The 14,501-nt window shown below is 63.3% G+C and carries 14 protein-coding genes; all 14 read left to right on the forward strand.

Annotated features, from left to right (window positions below; genetic code table 11):
• Positions 1–16 precede the first annotated feature (16 nt).
• Entirely contained in the window at positions 17–238 is a 222-nt protein-coding gene (locus CAF70_RS15435) for a hypothetical protein (protein WP_085625565.1), read from the forward strand.
• A gap of 6 nt (positions 239–244) precedes the next feature.
• Entirely contained in the window at positions 245–571 is a 327-nt protein-coding gene (locus CAF70_RS15440; protein WP_085625566.1) for a GPW/gp25 family protein, read from the forward strand.
• On the forward strand, positions 568–1,458 hold the full coding sequence (locus CAF70_RS15445) for a baseplate J/gp47 family protein (protein WP_085625567.1): 891 nt from the start codon (positions 568–570) through the stop codon (positions 1,456–1,458). The genes CAF70_RS15440 and CAF70_RS15445 overlap by 4 nt, the downstream gene beginning before the upstream one ends.
• Positions 1,451–2,089 carry a phage tail protein I gene (locus CAF70_RS15450; RefSeq protein WP_085625568.1) on the forward strand — a complete coding sequence of 213 codons (639 nt, stop codon included), beginning with the start codon at positions 1,451–1,453 and terminating at the stop codon, positions 2,087–2,089. Before CAF70_RS15445 ends, CAF70_RS15450 begins: the two co-directional genes overlap by 8 nt.
• The gene (locus tag CAF70_RS15455) at positions 2,086–2,604 is read left to right on the forward strand and encodes a hypothetical protein (protein WP_085625569.1); all 519 of its coding nucleotides are present in this window, start codon (positions 2,086–2,088) and stop codon (positions 2,602–2,604) included. Before CAF70_RS15450 ends, CAF70_RS15455 begins: the two co-directional genes overlap by 4 nt.
• Complete coding sequence (locus CAF70_RS15460) at positions 2,594–5,434, forward strand: phage tail protein (RefSeq protein WP_085625570.1); 2,841 nt, start codon at positions 2,594–2,596, stop codon at positions 5,432–5,434. The genes CAF70_RS15455 and CAF70_RS15460 overlap by 11 nt, the downstream gene beginning before the upstream one ends.
• 50 nt (positions 5,435–5,484) lie before the next feature.
• Positions 5,485–7,059, forward strand: coding sequence for a phage tail protein (locus CAF70_RS15465; protein WP_085625571.1), 1,575 nt, complete (start codon positions 5,485–5,487; stop codon positions 7,057–7,059).
• A gap of 72 nt (positions 7,060–7,131) precedes the next feature.
• The gene (locus CAF70_RS15470) at positions 7,132–8,292 is read left to right on the forward strand and encodes a phage tail sheath family protein (protein ID WP_085625572.1); all 1,161 of its coding nucleotides are present in this window, start codon (positions 7,132–7,134) and stop codon (positions 8,290–8,292) included.
• A gap of 11 nt (positions 8,293–8,303) precedes the next feature.
• On the forward strand, positions 8,304–8,813 hold the full coding sequence (locus CAF70_RS15475; RefSeq protein ID WP_085625573.1) for a phage major tail tube protein: 510 nt from the start codon (positions 8,304–8,306) through the stop codon (positions 8,811–8,813).
• Between the two features lie 11 nt (positions 8,814–8,824).
• Positions 8,825–9,412, forward strand: coding sequence for a phage tail assembly protein (locus CAF70_RS15480; RefSeq protein WP_085625574.1), 588 nt, complete (start codon positions 8,825–8,827; stop codon positions 9,410–9,412).
• A 150-nt stretch (positions 9,413–9,562) separates the two neighbouring features.
• Positions 9,563–12,349, forward strand: coding sequence for a phage tail tape measure protein (locus CAF70_RS15485; RefSeq protein ID WP_085625575.1), 2,787 nt, complete (start codon positions 9,563–9,565; stop codon positions 12,347–12,349).
• Positions 12,350–12,361: 12 nt separating this feature from the next.
• Complete coding sequence (locus CAF70_RS15490) at positions 12,362–13,240, forward strand: phage tail protein (RefSeq protein WP_085625576.1); 879 nt, start codon at positions 12,362–12,364, stop codon at positions 13,238–13,240.
• Positions 13,215–13,421, forward strand: coding sequence for a tail protein X (locus CAF70_RS15495; protein WP_029615568.1), 207 nt, complete (start codon positions 13,215–13,217; stop codon positions 13,419–13,421). Before CAF70_RS15490 ends, CAF70_RS15495 begins: the two co-directional genes overlap by 26 nt.
• Positions 13,422–13,445: 24 nt before the next feature.
• Positions 13,446–14,489: a phage late control D family protein gene (locus CAF70_RS15500; protein ID WP_085625577.1), complete on the forward strand. Its 1,044-nt coding sequence runs from the start codon at positions 13,446–13,448 to the stop codon at positions 14,487–14,489.
• The last annotated feature ends 12 nt before the right edge of the window (positions 14,490–14,501 follow it).

Below are 14,501 nucleotides of genomic sequence, written 5' to 3' on the forward strand. Positions count from 1 at the left end.
ATGCCAGGAGGAACCCATGGCGACCCAAAAGGCGGCTGCGGCCGCTTCGGAGGCCCCTGTGGCCGTCAACCCCCAACGAGTGTTGTACCGAGACGCGGCGTTCCGCTCCCGCTCCATTTTCACCCCCAACGGCGCCCAGTTCGATGTGGTCAATTTCGAGGTGCGGGTGCCGGCCTCGGACGACGAGGCGCTGGCCACCTTCGATGATCACCCGGATTTCCAGCGCGTGCAGGAGTAACTCCCGATGATTGGAATGGACCGCCACACCGGCGCCGTGCTGTCCGGGGTCGATCACTTGCGGCAGTCCATCGTGGACATTCTGACCACACCGGTGGGGTCGCGCCTGATGCGGCCGGATTACGGCAGCAAGCTGCGCCGGTTTGTCGACCAGCCGGTTAACGCCGGCTGGAAAAGCGCGGTGCAGGCCGAGGCTGCGCGGGCGCTCCAGCGTTGGGAGCCGCGCCTGGTCCTGCAGAGCGTGCAGGTGGTTTCTGCGGTGGGTGGCCAGATCGGCTTTCGCATCACTGGCACCTATTCCGAGGACAGCGTGAACCTTGAGGTAAGCATATGAGCACCATCGACCTGGCCAGCCTGCCGGCGCCTACGGTGATCGAGGAACTGGATTTTGAGACGTTCTATCAGGAAGGCTTGACGGGCTTTCGCGCCCTGATGGGCAACAACTGGAACGCCGAGTTGCTATCTGATCCGGTGGTCAAGCTGCTGGAGCGTGCGGCCTATGAAAAGGTGATGACCCGCGCCCGTATCAACGATGCGGCCAAGTCGCAGTTCATTGCCTTCGCCCAGGGCGCCGACCTCGATCAGCTGGCCGCCAACTACAACGTCAAGCGCCTGGTGATCGTGGCGGAGGACCTGAGCGCGGTACCGCCGGTGGCCGAGCAGCTGGAAAGCGACGAATCTTTGGCCGAGCGCACCCTGCTGGCTTTCGAGGGCATGGCGGTGGCCGGGCCGGCCGGTGCGTATGAGTTTCACGCCCGATCCGCTGATGGGCGGGTGGCGGATGTGAAGGCTAGCAGCCCGTCGCCGGCCACCGTGCTGGTCAGCATCCTGAGTCGGGTCAACGGAGGGGTGGCTACCCAAGACCTGCTCAACAAGGTTGCCCAGGCGCTGACGCCTGAGAATATCCGGCCAGTAGGTGATCGGGTGCTCGTGAAGTCGGCCGAGCTGGTCAACTACGAGATTGAAGCGGTGCTGTATATGTTTCCGGGTGCCGAGAACGAGCTGGCCCTGGCGCAGGCCAAGACTTCACTGGATACCTACATCAACGCGCAGCGCCGGCTGGGGCGGGATATTCGCCGCTCGGCCATCCATGCCGCGCTGCATGTACCCCGCGTGCAGCGGGTGGAGCTGATCAAGCCAGCTGCAGACTATGTGATCGAGGACCACCAGGCATCCAACTGCATCGGCTCCAGCGTTGTGATGGGTGGTACCGATGAGTGACACCAGCCTGCTGCCGATCAACCGCACCGGGCTGGAGGATGCCCTGGCGCAGGTGGGGCTGGAACCGGCCGACCTGGCCAACGTGTTGCGCTCGATGAAGCGGCCAGAAACCTGCCCGGCCGACATGCTGCCATGGCTGGCGATTGAGCGCAGCGTGGACCGCTGGGACCCGGCATGGTCCGAGGAAATCAAGCGCAAGACGGTGCGCGACTCGTTCGAGGTCCACCAGCGCAAAGGCACCATCGCCTCGCTGCGGCAGGTCATTTCGCCGTTTGCCGACATTATCGACATTGTCGAGTGGTTCGACCTGACCCCTATGGGGCCGCCCGGCACGTTTAGCCTGAGCCTGGCGCTGCTGAATACCGGCCTCAGTGACCGTGGGATTGCCGAGCTGGAGCGCATGATTCTGTCGACCAAGCCGGTTAGCCGGCACCTGGTCGGGTTAAGCATCACCTACAGCCCCAACGGCCAGTTCTACATGGGCGCGGCCGTTTCCTCAGGTGATGAAACCGAGATTCTATCGGCCGACCTGCAGGCCGAGGCCTTTGCTGACCTGGAGCTGATGATGCTGGCCAATGACCTGCATTACTTCACCAACCACCGAATGCCTGAACTACTGGAAAAGCCATGAGCGAACTATCCGACCGCCAGGCGGCCGCCATCGCCCTGATGGAAGCCGCCGCAAAGACGGCCTATGACATTGTGCATGGGCCTGCTGACGCCACGGTCGAGACGGCTTCGGGGCCGTCTCCGACCTACCTGGCGCTGGCCAAGATGATCACCGACCTGACCGGCGGGTTGCTGCTGCCGCGCCGCAAGGCCATTGCCGCTGCTGGCAGCGCTTTGGCGCTGGATGTGGCCTATACCGCCGGGGTGTCCTTTTTCGATGTGACGCTAGACCAGCCGCAGTGCGCGCTGACCTTCACCAACTCGGCAGTGCCACCGGGCTACACCTGGTCGTTCTCGGTGCGCCTGCAGCAGGGCACCGGAGCGAACCGGGTGACATTCCCGAGCAACGTCCGCTGGCCGGCCAACCGTCCGCCGGTGCTGTCGTTTGAAAAGGGCTCGGCCGACCTGCTGACGTTCCTGTGGGACGGGGTGCGCTGGTCCGGGTTCTATGACGGGGGATGGCTCAATGTTTCTTAATCCGCTCAACAGCCGGCGGCCGGTCAGCCAGCGCACGGCGCTGGCCAATGCCGTCAGCCTGATCGAGGGCCATCACCGTTTTCTGCGCAACAACACCGGCGACACCGTCGATGCGACGGTGCAGCACTTTGTGCAAAACAATCAGGGCGTCCTCTCGAACAACCGGCATTTCATCGCCCATTCGCAGATGGAGTACCAGCCCAACGGCGACGGCACCACCGAGGGCCAGGCGCTGCATATCCTGGGCTATGCCCATGCCTACCTGGCCACTCAGGACCCGCGCTATCTGGAGGCCGCCATATGGCACTGGGAGGCCTACGAGCAGTATTTCTATGCGGGCCAGCCGATCCCTGACACGCCGCAGCGGCGTATCTGTAACTGGATCATCAATTCAAAGGAGCCGGTGCTGGCCAACTGGCCGGTGGACCCTGTCGAGCCGACGCACAGCGGATTCAAGGGTGTGCCGTTCGCCTTCACCAATGGCGCCCTGTCGATTCCGCACGGTGCGCCGCACTGGGGCGAATACCTGGACAAAGCGACGTTTGCCTTTGACGGGGCGCTGGCCTGGGGGGCGATCAATGCCGGCGTGCGTGCGCTGCGTGAAGACGGATCGACCGACTGGGACAAGGACGGCACGGTGTATGAGGTGGATTGGATCATTGCCCACACCGGCCAGAAAATCACCCTCGACGGCAGGGTGCTGTCAGAAGGGCACACCGGCGCCGATATCGGCCGGGTGCAACTCAAGGACACCACCCTCAACGGCACCCACCTGTTCAACTACGCCACCCGGCAACCGGTCGAGCATGGCGGGTACCTGATCCCGCGCAATGCGGTACAGCACAACCGCCCGTTGCATGTACCGCTGCTGGGCGGGGTCAACCAGATGGGCAACGCTGCAGACGGCGAGCTGTGGTACATGGACGCCTGTTATCTGCTGTGGCGTATCACCGGCGAGGAACGCTACAAGAAAGCCATGGACGCCTGCCTGTTCACGGCTCATGAGTACACCCTGATTGACTCCACTGACCGATTTTTCCGGCAGAGCACGGTGGCCGCCACGCCGTTTACAGACGGCATTTCCTACGAGTTCGCTTACCCCAGCGAGGCGAAACGGGAGTATGGCCGTGACTCGCAGGGCTACATCACGCTGCAGACCGATATGGGCGCCCAGGTATCCATCGAGCAGCAATCGGTGTGGTTCCGCGTCAGCAAGGACTCCAAGGTGCGGACCAGTTTCGGCGGGGTCGACCAGGCAAACGGCGCGCTGACAGCCAAGGTTGAGGTCACGATTGCCCCGGAGAAAGTCGAAAACACCGGCACCCGTTACTGCTACATGCTGCCGGAGTCGACCTCCAGCTGGCAGGTGCTGCAGCACGATATCCCACTGTCACAGTTTTACCGGGTGGCCAAGGATGATGGGTCCGAATACATCATGGCGGACCTGCGCGCGGTGGTGCACTCGGCCGACATTACGTCGCAAGAGCGGCATGTGCCGGTGATCTTTCCCGGTCGGGCGGGCAACGTGGTGCGCTCGTTCTTCCCGGGTGGCGGCAATGGCGGGTGGTATGTGATCGGCAATTACCTGCAGCCGACCAAAAAGGCGCCGCTAAAAAGCATTACCTACCGGGCGGACGGCAATTTCAACGTCCGTATTCAGGACAAGGACGGCTGGCGGTGGTGGTGGATGCTGCCGGCCACCGATGGCGCGTTTTCCACCGTGCAGATTCGCCCCCAGGACGGCACGCTGTCAGGCTACCAGCCCAACGCGGCCGGCCGGCCGAACCCGTCAGCGCCGAACTACGACGAGCTGGCGGAAATGGACATTCTGCTGGACAACGATGCCGACACGAACCTGACGTTTGAGTATTACTGCATCAACGAGCTGCCCGACCTGTACGACGGGGTGGACGGCTACACGATGCTGTACCGGCTGACCCTCAACGGTCAGCAGGCATTTCGCGGCCTGGTGGGCGATTGCACGGTGGTCAGCTATCGCAACGACTCGTTGGCCTACAGCCCTGGGGTGATTCCGTTTTCCAATATCTACTCGGACGGCACCGAGCAGATTGGCGCGTGGCACGGCATGCCCTATCCCGGTTATCAATACCCGCTGATCTTTTGCCTGGACCCGGAAACGTACAGCGTCGAGCTGGGGAATATGGTCGATTTCCTGTACGACTCGCAGCAGTGGTACCAGCAGAAATTCGGTGTCCTCGGACCTGGTGCGGCGGCGTATATCTGGAACCGCTGGGATAACTACCGCTACGGCCCGGCCGACACCTGGACCCAGTATCACTGGGGCGATGGCAACGCCTGGGCCGGCTACCAGCCCAGGGCGATGATGGGCGCCTGCAGGGCGTGGTACGAGCTGGTGCACCGGGGCAAGCCCGTGCCGCCCAAGCTGGTCGCCTACGCCGAGAACTGGCTGCGCTGGCTGGTGCAGTTCGTCAAGGACTCCAAGGGCATCTTGCCGACCGACTTCCCGACCAACAGCGTGCCCAAGCCGGTGGAGGATGACTTTACCGGGCATATGACCGGGCTGTGGCTCGCCGGTGCCTGCCTGGCAGCGATGGCCGGCAGTCAGGTGGCTGACCTTGATGTGCTAATCGAGGCCTGCATGGACGAGCTGCAGGCGAACTACACGGTAACCCCCATTCCTGGTCATGCCATGAATGGCAGCTGGACCCCCGACCCGCGCCTGGGGACCGATAACGGGATGTTCTTTGGTTTTTGGGCCGGGGAAATCCTGCGCGGCCTGGGCCTGTACATCCAGTACCGGACCTTGGGCGTCGGGGCCAACATCTACGGCGGGCCTGTGCCCGCTTAGCGCTTTACGGCCTGCCGCGAGGGCAGGCCCCTTACTTCAAGAGCGAACCAATGGCAGATACAGACGCGATTTACATCGCCATGCTGACTGACGCGGGCGCGGCTGCGCTGGCGAAAGCCATCGCCACCAAGACCACCCTCAAGATCACCCGCATGGCGGTAGGGGATGGCAACGGCAGTACGCCGCTACCCTCCAAGCTGCAGAAAAAGCTGATTCATGAGGTGTTCCGGGTCAACCTCAACCGCCTCTCGGTGGAGAGCGGCAGGCCGGTGATCGTGGCCGAGGGCATCCTGCAGCCGGAGGTCGGCGGCTGGTGGGTGCGCGAGGTCGGCCTGTACGACGACACCGGCGTGCTGATTGCGGTGGCCAGCTACCCGGCGACCTTCAAGCCGCTGCAGGAGCAGGGCAGCGGCCGCACCCAGGTGATCCGCCTGCTGATACAGGTGAGCAGCACCGCCAATGTGCAGATTCTGCAGGACCCCAACACGGTAACGGCCACCCTGGCGGTGGTGCAGGAGGCCATCAGCCAGGGCGAGGCCGCCACGGCCCGCGCACTGGCCACCGAGCGCACCATTTCGCTCAAGGGTGATGCCACCGGTGCGGCCAAGTTCAACGGCGCCGGTGACGCGGCGATCAATGTCACCCTGGCCAACTCGGGGGTGCAGGCTGGGACCTATTCCAAGGTGCGGGTCAGCGCCAAGGGTCTGGTACTGGAGGGGGCGGAGCTGACAGCAGCTGATATTCCCAGCCTGGACGCGACCAAGATCACCACCGGCACCCTTAGCCGGCCGACCACCGGCAACGCCGGCAGCGCGACCAAACTGCAGACACCGCGCCTGTTCACCTTTGAGGGTGATGTGGGTGGGCAGGCTCAGTTCGACGGCGCCAAGGATGTGGCCATTACCCTTAGCCTGGGCAGCACCGGTGTGCAGGCCGGTACCTATTCCAAGGTGCGGGTCAGCTCCAAGGGCCTGGTGCTGGAGGGGGCGGCGCTGACGGCCGCCGATATTCCCAGCCTGGATGCGGGCAAGATCACCACCGGTACCCTGAGCCGGCCGACTACAGGCAACGCTGGCAGCGCGACCAAGCTGCAGACGGCGCGCGCGCTAGGTTTCACCGGCGATGTGACCGGGCAGGGGCTTTTTGACGGTTCACAGAATCTGTCGATTGCCTTGAGCCTAGCGGGCATGGACGTTAGCAAACTGGTCAGCGGCATTCTGCCTATCCAACGTGGCGGTACCGGGGGCAACACGCCGGACGGTGCGCGTAACGCGCTGAACGCGGCCGTTCGCTCGCAGTTCTCAGGGGCGCAGAACGGTTTCTACTGGGACACCGACAACGGCTTTATGGCCCAGTGGGGGCGCTTGAACGTGGGTGACTTGCCCAACCAGTTTACCGAGTACCAGGTGGGATTCCACTCGGGTGGGTTCTCGGCGGCGCCGTTCATTGTCATTCCGGTGATCTACCACAAGAGCAACCCGGGGGTGCCGGCGGCCACGCTGACCCCGGCGATCATGGAGGGCAAAACCACGGGGCAAAGCTTCAACATCATGATTGGCGAGTGGGCGAATTCGGTACAGGACTTCGCGCTGTACTGGTTCGCCATCGGCTTCCGAGCGGGCTAACGCTCAACACATTTCCAGCTGTTCAACACGACCGCCCTTAGGCGGTTTTTTCGGTTCTATAAGGGAGCATTTATGGCTAACTTTTTTCATGGCGTGACGACCTCGCTGGTCAATTTGGGTGGGCGCACCATCAGCGTGCCCTCGTCGTCGGTGATCGGCATTGTCGACATTTACACCCCAGGGGTGGGCTTGGCTGAGCCCAATACACCGGTGATGGTCGTTAGTGACCGCGAGGCCGTGGCGGCGTTCGGCCCTAACTCGCCAATGACCAAAGCTTGTCTGCAGATTCTCGACCAGGCCAAGGCCGTGATCATCGCCGTGGGTGTTACGTCTGCCGGCACACCGGCCAGCATCACCAGCGCGGTGATCGGCGGTGTGGCGGCCGATGGCAAGCGCAGCGGCCTGCAGGCCTTGCTCGATGCCAAAAGCCTGTTCAACCAGCACCCACGGCTGTTGTTGGCTCCCAAGCACTCGGCCACCAAGGCGGTGGCCACCGCCATGGATACCTTGGCAGACAAGCTGGAAGCCTTGGGCCTGATCGACGGGCCGGGTACCACTGACGAGGCGGCCATTGCTTATGCCACCGGGTTTGGTAGCAAGCGGATGTACATGGTCGACCCCGGCGTCAAAAAGTGGAGCGTTACCAGTAACGGCGACGAGGACCTGGCGGCGTCGCCAGTGGCGGCCGGCCTGTTCGCGCAGACCGATGCCAACATCGGTTTCTGGGCTTCGCCGTCCAACAAGGAAATCAAGAACATCACCGGCACCGTGCGGGCGGTCGAGTACCTGGACAACGACCCGACTTGCCGGGCCAACCTGCTCAACAACGCCAATATCACCACCATCATTCGCGACGGGGGCTATCGCCTTTGGGGCAACCGCACGCTGTCCAGCGATAGCAAGTGGGCATTCGTCACGCGGGTGCGCACCGTGGACATGGTGATGGCAGCCGTGCGTGCCGGCATGAAATGGGCCGTCGACCTCGGGATCACCAAAAGCTATGTCAAGGATGTGACCGAGACGGTGCACGCCTTCATGCGCGACCTCAAGGCGGCCGGGGCGGTGATTGACTTCGAGGTCTACGCCGACGCCGAGCGCAACACGGCCAGCCAGCTGGCCCAAGGCAAAATCATCTGGGTGATCCGCTTCACCGATGTGCCGCCTGCCGAGAACCCGATTTTTGAAATCGAGGTGACCGATGAATACCTGACCCAAGTTCTCGACGTAGCCTAAGGAGGCACGCAATGGCTGTTATTCCAGAAATTCTGTTCAACATGAGTGCCTCGGTGGGCGGTGTCAGCCTGCAGGGCGATGTGCCATCGCTGACCCTGCCCAAGCTCACGATGAAGACCGACGAATATCGCGGCGGCGGCATGGACGCGCCGATTGAGATGGATATGGGCCTGGAGAAGCTGGAGGCCAGCTTTACCTCCAACGGCATGCGCCGGGAAACCCTCAAGTATTTCGGTGACTTTGACCTGTCAGGCTTCAACTGCGTGTTCCGGGGCAGTTTCAAAGGGCGTGGAGGGGCCACCAAGGCGGTGGTCGCCACCCTGCGCGGCGCGCTCAAGGAAATCGATCCGGGAGACTGGAAGGTTGGTGAGAAGGCCGAAATGAAGCACAGCATCGCGGTGAGCTACTACAAGCTGGAAGTCGGCGGCCGCGTCATCTACGAAATCGACCCTGTGAACTGCATCCGCGTTATCGACGGTGTCGACCAACTGGCCAGCGTTCGCGCTGACCTCGCCATTTAAGGAGCCTGAGCATGTCCATTACCAACACTACCCCTTCCTGGCTCAACATCGAGGGCAGTCGCGCCGTTGTGTCCCTGAGCGTGCCCCTGGAGGTTTACGGCGAGGTGCGCCAGGCGCTGACCATGCGCTGTCCGACCGTGCGCGAAGACCTCATGGTGGCGCACCAGGCCGGGGACAACGACGAGCAGCGCGAATTGCTGATGCTGGGGTCGCTGTGCGAGCTGACCGAGGATCAGCTGACGGCCCTGCAGGTGCGCGACTACCGCCGTCTGCAGCGGGCCTATAAGGAACTGCTGGGCGATGACAGCGGCGAGAATCCGGCATGGCTCAAGCTGACCCTGGAGCACGCGGTGGTGCGCCTGATGGAGCCTATCGAGCGCGATGGCGTGAAGGTCGACCTCCTGACGCTGCAATCGCCCTCGATCCGTCTGAGCCGTGAGGTGGAGGCCGAGGCCGGCGACGACAACAGCAAGCTGGAAATGTTGCTGTTCCAGCGCCTGACCGATACCACACCGGCCGAGCTGCATTCGCTGACCACCCGCGATTACAACCGTGTGCGCGCGGCCTACTTTCGCCTGGTCCACCAAGACGGGGTTTAACACCCCCGGATTCCAAAAGTCGCTTGCCAAGCGCCTGGCGCGAGAACTGGGTTTCTCGGCCAGCGAGCTGGAGCAAATGCCATTCGCGCGCATGGTCTGGTGGCTCTCTGAGTGAGCCGCCGGGCTGTGCCTGCGTGGGAGTGAGAAACCATGGCCAACAACAAGTTTTCCATTGGCCTTGTGATTGGTGGGGTGGTCAGTGCGACGGTCGGTGCAGCGTTCAAGGACGTTGAGGGCCGCATAGGCAAACTCAAGAAGCGCGGCGAAGAGGCCAAGGTGCTGCAGGGCGTCATTGGCGAAACCATGCGCCTGCGCGATGAGTGGAAGAAAGCCAGCGAGGCGGGAGAGGCCAGCGCTCGAGGCTTGCGCAACCAGCTGGACCGCAACCTTGATGCATTGCGTAAACAGGGCGTTGAGGTCGGCCGGCTGGAGGATCACTACCGCACGCTGGGTCGCACGGCTCAAACCGCTGCCCGTCAGGCCAAGGGGCTGCAGCAGATCGAGGCGGGCAAAGCCGGCCTGCGGTCCACCGTTGTGCAGGCCACGGTGGGCACCGCGGCCTTGGCTGTGCCCACCAAGGTCAGTGCCGATTATCAGGCGATCGTGCGTGATATCGCGATCAAGGCAGGGGTGGCCAACAAGGCCGAGGAAGTCGAGCTAAACCGGGGCATCATCACCACGGCCAAAGACACGGGCCTGGCGCGCAACGAGGTGGCCGGTGTCCTCAACAACCTGGTGGGTGCCGGTATGGACCTGCAGGAGGCTGCGCGTTATTCCAGCGTGGCCGCCAAGTTTGTGGTGGGTCAGGGCGCGGACGGTAACGACACCGCGCGAATGATCAATGCCCTGGGGCAGAACGCCAAGATTACCGACCCGCAGGAGATGCAGCGGGCACTGGAGGCCATTGCCTACCAGGGGCAGGCCGGTAGTTTCGAGGCCAGCGACATGGCCAAGTGGTTCCCTGAGCTGCTGGCTGGTATGGCGAAGCAGGGTATCTACGGCATGGACGCCGTCACCCAGCTGGGCTCGATGCTGCAGGTGCAGATCAAGGCTGCAGGCAGCGCCGACGAGGCGGCCAACAACCTCAAGAACTGGATGGAAAAGATCGGCTCAAGCGAGACGGTCAAGGCGTACAAGGACGCCGGTATCGACTACCAGAAGTCGCTCAACACCGGGCTGCAGAATGGCATGTCGACACTGGAGTCGAGCTTTGCGCTTGCCCAGCAGTATATCCAGAAGACCGACCCGAAAAAGGCCGCAGCCATGGCCGAGGCGGCGGCCAAAATCAACCAGGAGACGGACCCCGAGAAAGCCAAGCGCATGATGCAGTCGCTGGAAGAGTCCATGCGTACCGGCGACCTGTTCGCGGATATGCAGGTCAAATCCGCGCTCATGGCTTACATGCAAAACAAGGCGCTGTATGAGGACCTGAAAACCCAGTCCGCAGACGCGGCGGGCATTCTCGACCAGAACCTGGCAGAGCGCCGCGAAACGTCCTCGCAGAGGTGGAAAGAAACCGCCAACGCGGCTGACGACGCGCTACGTGCCATCGGTGACGGTCTGCGGCCGCTGACGGACGGCGCCGCCGATGTACTACGGACGACGGCCAACGGCATCGGCTGGATTGCTGAAAAAGTGCCTTCGTTGGCTCTTGGGGCTACAGCGCTGGTTGCAGGTGGTTTCGCCATCACCAAGGCCGTGGCAGCTATCCGGGTGGCCCGAGGCTTGTACAACGTCGCCAAAGGGGCTGCAGGTGCTGCCGGGGTGCAGCGCGTGTTCGTCATCAATCCCCAGGCAGGCGGTGGTAAGGGTGACGGTCCGATTGATAGCGGTCTGGGCGATACCGCACGGCGCAACCCACGGCGCAGTCGGTGGGGCCGTGTGGGCGGCCTGGTGGGGCGTGCTGCTCGCCTAGCCCGCTTTGGTAAGGGGATTCCGGTGCTGGGCGCAGCGGTGGCAGCGCTGCAGATAAGCAACGCTGTGGCCAGCGATCAGACGCCTGAGCAGAAGGCCGAGGGTGTCGGTAGTGCGGTGGGCGGTTTGGCCGGAGGCATTGCCGGCGCAGCCACGGGCGCTGCCCTGGGCTCGATCATTCCTGTGGTCGGCACGGCCATTGGCGGCCTGGTGGGCGGCATCCTTGGGAGCTTGGGCGGTGACGCGCTGGGCGCCAAGGTCGGCAGTCTGTTTGCCAGCAAGGTGCAGCCTGACCCAGCGGCAGCGCCGGCGGAGCAGGGGGCGCCTGCAGAAGGTCGCGAAGGCGGGGCGGTGAAAGCTGCGCCCGCCGAGTCGCCTGTTACGCGTAAAGACCCTGAGGCGCTGCGGGTGGTGCCGGCGCCTGCCGGGTCGGCGGTTTCCTACGATCCGAAGGACCCCAATTCCAAGGACCCGTTCCGGGTGCCGGCGCTGACCGTCGACCAGGTGCGTTTCCCTGGTGCACCGCTCACGCGGCCGCCGGTCGCGCCGCTCGTTACGCGTAACGATCCTGAGTCGCTGCGGGTGGAGCCAGCGCCTACCAAGCCGGTGGCTTCCTACGATCCAAAGGCCCCCGATTCCAAGGACTCGTTCCGGGTGCCGGCGCCGACCGTCGACCAGGTGCGTTACCCCGGGGTCCCCCTCGCGCTGCCGTCGGCCGGCGATTCGGCGGCTTTGCTGGGCAACCTGCAACCGGCCGGCGCAGTCGGGCCTGGCCTGGCTCAGGCGGGCCAGATGCTGGGTGACTACCAGCGTGCAGCGGATAAGCCGGCGCCGGTCAAGGCTGAGCCGGCATCCCTCAAGCTCGACCAGCGGTTTGAGCTGAGCATGCCGGTGACGGTGAAAGGCGATGTGTCGGACCGCCAAGCGCTGGCCTATGAGCTGCGGCCTTATTTCATGCAAATGATCGAGGACGCGACCCGCGACCTTAACGCGCGTCAGCTGTACGACGCGCCGCACCTGTAGGGAGGATAAACGATGGCGTACATGGAGCTGCTGCAGGGCAGCCTAAAGTCGCTTGCTGCTGCAGGAGAGGCTGGCCGTCGCACGGTGGACGGCATGCTTGGCCCCATGAATGGGGCTGTTACTCAAATGAAAGGGGCGGTTTCCGAGCTGGAAACCCTGCCGGTGGTGGGGGAGTTGATTGGTGGCCAGCTGAACCGGGTCGTGGGCGGCATTGCCCAGGCCCAGGCCAAGGTCGGCAAGGTGTTGGCCGTTTACAACCAGGCCAGCAACGCGGTCACGCAAGTGCAGGAACGGGTGGCCGAGTTTGGCGAGCAGGCAGACCGGGCAAAGAAGGCCATTTCTAACATCGCGGACAAGTACAACCAGGCCGGCGGCATCAGCGGCATGGTGTCCAATTTCTCGCTGTCGGAAATGTTCTCCAGCGCCTCGATCCGCCCCAAGGAAGACCCGCCCAAAGAAGCTATCAAGGCGTTTCCCCACCTGCTTATCCTGCAGCCTCAGAGCGTCAAGGCGGAGCCGTTCTACTTCAACCTGGACACGGCGGCCTTTGACGAGCTGCGGCGCAAAACCTCGTTCCGCTGGGCGGCTCAGGAGCGCCTCACCCGGCGCTCTGCGCAGCAGGCGGTAGGCATTGGTGATGAGCGCCTGACACTCAAGGGCGCAATTTTCCCCTCATTCCGGGGTGGCCTCGGCCAGCTCGACACATTGCGCAGCATCGGTGGCCAGCTGCAGCCGCTGGGGCTGACCACCGGCTATGGCCAGGTGCTGGGCAATTGGTGCCTGACCGATATCGAGGAAGAACAACCCACGCTGCTGCAGGGCGGAATCCCGCGGAAGCAGGCATTCACCTTGGAGCTCACGCGCTATGGCGATGATTTGTCGAACGTCTGACGGCGATGTACTCGACGCTATCTGTTTCCACTATTACGGGCACCTGAGCGGCACGGTGGAGGCGGTGCTGGGCGCCAATCCGGGCCTTGCCGTCGAGCCGCAACCCTACCGTGCCGGGGTGCTGATCACCCTTCCCGAACTGGCTAGAACTGACCAGCTGACCGTCCAACTGTGGGACTAGCATCCCGCCTAACCGGAGCTATCCATGAAACCGCAATTTCGTATCGTCGCTGACGGTACCGATATCACGCGCCTGATCAATGACCGTTTGCTGATGCTGCGCACACTCGACAAGCCCGGCATGGAGTCGGACGAGTTCGAGCTGCGTATTGATGACCGTGACCAGGCTGTTTCGCTGCCGTCGCGGGGTGCCAAGGTCGAGATTTTCTTAGGCTATGACGGCGCGCAGCTGACCCGCATCAACAGCTATACGGTCGATGAGGTGGAATTGACCGGCCCGCCGGATACGCTGGTCATACGGGGCAAGGCCAGCGACATGCGCGGCAGTGGCAAGACCACCCGCAACGGCAGTTTCGAGGGTAAGACCCTGGCTGAGATTGTCGCCACCGTGGCCCGCCGCAATGGCTGGGTACCGGCCTGCGATGTGCAGACCGTTGTGCCGCGTGCGGATCAACTGGGTGAGTCGGACTACAACTTTATTACCCGCATTGCTCGGTTGCATGACTGTACCGCCAAGGTGACCAACGGCAAGCTGTTGGTCCTCAAGCGGCAGGCGGGCGTCACGGCCAGCGGCAAAACGCTGCCGACGGTCATCATTCGCCGCTCGGACGTTAGCCGTTACTCGTTCCGCCTCGGGGACCGCTCGACCCACAAGAGCGTCAAGGCTACCCACCACAACGCAAAGACCGGCACCCTGGACGTTATCGAACTGAAAAACGACGACGCCCCGGGCGGCCTGCCCCCGGTCCATACCGACCGCCATATCCACCCCAACAAGACCGCTGCCGAGCAGGCCGCCAAGGCGCGCCTGGCGGCGTTCAATCGCTCGACCGCCGGGGTGCGCCTAGAAATGCCGGGCCGTGTCGACCTGTTCGCAGAACGCCAGATCAACGCCCGGGGCTTCAAGGATGGCTTTGATGGCGAGTACCTGGTGGATTCCCTGGAGCAGGTGTTCACCCAGTCCGGCTGGTCGACCACCGTTGAATGCAACGGCGGCAAGAAGGGCAAGGCCAAGGCCGTTGGCAAGAACAAGAAAACCTCAACACCTCTCGAAGTCGTGCAGCTTTAACCGCACAGACAA

The sequence above is a fragment of the Pseudomonas sp. B19(2017) genome, from assembly GCF_002113165.1.
In the GTDB taxonomy this organism is placed as follows: Bacteria; Pseudomonadota; Gammaproteobacteria; order Pseudomonadales; family Pseudomonadaceae; genus Aquipseudomonas.

Bases quoted from the DNA above. Each gene is read 5' to 3' on its own strand.
- CAF70_RS15495 (WP_029615568.1), top strand. From the start codon at position 13,215: ATGGCGATGATTTGTCGAACGTCTGACGGCGATGTACTCGACGCTATC.
- CAF70_RS15500 (WP_085625577.1), top strand. From the start codon at position 13,446: ATGAAACCGCAATTTCGTATCGTCGCTGACGGTACCGATATCACGCGC.
- CAF70_RS15470 (WP_085625572.1), top strand. From the start codon at position 7,132: ATGGCTAACTTTTTTCATGGCGTGACGACCTCGCTGGTCAATTTGGGT.
- CAF70_RS15455 (WP_085625569.1), top strand. From the start codon at position 2,086: ATGAGCGAACTATCCGACCGCCAGGCGGCCGCCATCGCCCTGATGGAA.
- CAF70_RS15435 (WP_085625565.1), top strand. From the start codon at position 17: ATGGCGACCCAAAAGGCGGCTGCGGCCGCTTCGGAGGCCCCTGTGGCC.
- CAF70_RS15450 (WP_085625568.1), top strand. From the start codon at position 1,451: ATGAGTGACACCAGCCTGCTGCCGATCAACCGCACCGGGCTGGAGGAT.
- CAF70_RS15440 (WP_085625566.1), top strand. From the start codon at position 245: ATGATTGGAATGGACCGCCACACCGGCGCCGTGCTGTCCGGGGTCGAT.
- CAF70_RS15460 (WP_085625570.1), top strand. From the start codon at position 2,594: ATGTTTCTTAATCCGCTCAACAGCCGGCGGCCGGTCAGCCAGCGCACG.
- CAF70_RS15445 (WP_085625567.1), top strand. From the start codon at position 568: ATGAGCACCATCGACCTGGCCAGCCTGCCGGCGCCTACGGTGATCGAG.
- CAF70_RS15475 (WP_085625573.1), top strand. From the start codon at position 8,304: ATGGCTGTTATTCCAGAAATTCTGTTCAACATGAGTGCCTCGGTGGGC.
- CAF70_RS15485 (WP_085625575.1), top strand. From the start codon at position 9,563: ATGGCCAACAACAAGTTTTCCATTGGCCTTGTGATTGGTGGGGTGGTC.
- CAF70_RS15490 (WP_085625576.1), top strand. From the start codon at position 12,362: ATGGCGTACATGGAGCTGCTGCAGGGCAGCCTAAAGTCGCTTGCTGCT.
- CAF70_RS15465 (WP_085625571.1), top strand. From the start codon at position 5,485: ATGGCAGATACAGACGCGATTTACATCGCCATGCTGACTGACGCGGGC.
- CAF70_RS15480 (WP_085625574.1), top strand. From the start codon at position 8,825: ATGTCCATTACCAACACTACCCCTTCCTGGCTCAACATCGAGGGCAGT.